The 1,755-nt window shown below is 68.1% G+C and carries 2 protein-coding genes; one reads left to right on the plus strand and one right to left on the minus strand.

The window, feature by feature from the left end:
- Window positions 1–1,312, plus strand: a 1,312-nt coding sequence (locus ELR45_RS19625; protein ID WP_205856894.1) for an acyl-CoA carboxylase subunit beta, incomplete at its 5' end; no start/stop codon positions are given.
- A 20-nt stretch (window positions 1,313–1,332) separates the two neighbouring features.
- On the opposite strand, the gene ELR45_RS41105 is transcribed toward ELR45_RS19625, so the two are convergent.
- Window positions 1,333–1,755 (minus strand): Maf family protein (locus ELR45_RS41105; RefSeq protein ID WP_240759891.1); only part of this gene is annotated, 423 nt, incomplete at its 5' end.

The following is a 1,755-nucleotide window of genomic DNA, read 5'->3' on the forward strand; positions in this document are numbered from 1 at the left end:
GGTGGACGGCCGCGCGGCGTTGGTCGTGGCGAACGACCCGACGGTCAAGGCCGGCTCCTGGGGCGCGCGCACTGTGGAGAAGATCGTGCGGGTCACCGAGCTGGCGCTGAAAGACGAACTGCCGGTCTTCTGGTTCGTCGACTCGGGCGGCGCACGGATCACCGACCAGGTCGAGCTGTTCCCTGGCCGGCGCGGCGCCGGCCGGATCTTCCACAACCAGGTGGCGCTGTCCGGCAAGGTGCCGCAGATCTGCTGTCTCTTCGGCCCCAGTGCCGCCGGCGGCGCCTACATCCCGTCGTTCTGCGACGTCGTCATCATGGTGGACGGCAACGCCTCGATGTACCTCGGCTCACCGCGGATGGCGGAGATGGTGGTGGGCGAGCGCGTGACGCTCGAGGCGATGGGCGGCGCCCGGATGCACGCCACCGTCTCCGGCTGCGGGGACAACCTGGCCGCCGACGACGCCGACGCGATCGAGCAGGCCAAGACGTTCTTCTCCTACCTGCCTGGCTCCTGGCGCTCGGACCCGCCGTCGTACGCGGCGGCCTTGTCCGCCCAGTCCTTCGGTCGCGATCTGGTCCCGGAGGATGAAGCGGCCGGCTACGACATTCACGACGTCATCGACGCGGTGCTGGACGCGGACTCGTTCTTCGAAGTGAAGCCCTTGTTCGCGCCGGAGCTCGTCGTCGGGCTCGGCCTCCTGGAAGGTCAAGTGGTCGGGGTCGTCGCCAACCAGCCGGCGGTGAAGGGCGGCGTACTGTTCGTCGACTCCGCGGACAAGGCGGCCAGGTTCATCTGGATGTGCGACGCGTACAACATCCCGCTCGTCTATCTCGCGGACGTGCCGGGATTCATGATCGGCTCCGCGGTCGAGCGCGACGGCATCATCCGGCACGGCGCCAAGATGATCACCGCGGTCGCCGAAGCCACCGTGCCCACGGTGTCGGTGATCATCCGCAAGGCCTATGGCGCTGGGCTGTACGCGATGTGCGGTCCCGGGTTCGGACCCGACGCGTGCCTGGCGTTGCCGACGGCGAAGATCGCCGTCATGGGCCCGGAGGCGGCGATCAACGCGGTCTATTTCAACAAGATCGCGGCTATTGAGGACGAGGCGGAGCGAGCTGCCTATGTGGAGGGTCTCCGGCAGGAGTACGAGGCGGACATCGACATCCTGCGGCTAGCTTCTGACCTGGTCATCGACGCGATCGTCGAACCCGAGCAGGTCCGCGACGAGCTGGTGGCAAGGTTCGCGGCCGCGGCGCGCAAGGACAGGACCTTCTCCGAGCGCCGCCACGGCGTTCCGCCCGTATAGCGATATGCGACGCCCGGAGCTCAGCGCCAGAGGTTGATGATGGAGACGCCGAGGTCGCCAAGCAGGTTGCGCAGCAGCGGCAGGGAGAGACCGACGACGTTGTGGTGGTCGCCTTCCATCGTGGTGACGAACGGTCCGCCCAGGCTGTCGATGGTGAAGGCACCCGCCACTCGCAACGGCTCGCCGGAGGCAACGTAGGCGTCGATCTCGGTGTCGGTCAGGTCGGCAAAGCGGACGGTGGTGGAGGCCGTCGAGCCGATGGCTCGTCCGGTGCCGCCGGAGCCGGTGGGACGCACGTCCACGAGCCAGTGTCCGGTGTGCAGGACGCCGGTCTTCCCGCGCATGTTGTGCCACCGCCTGGTGGCGTCCGCGGCGTCGGCGGGCTTGCCGTACATGTCGCCTTCGAACTCCAGCAGCGAGTCACAACCGAGCACCAGGTAGTC

The organism is Phytoactinopolyspora endophytica, assembly GCF_004138495.1.
Taxonomy (GTDB): Bacteria; Actinomycetota; Actinomycetes; order Jiangellales; family Jiangellaceae; genus Phytoactinopolyspora; species Phytoactinopolyspora endophytica.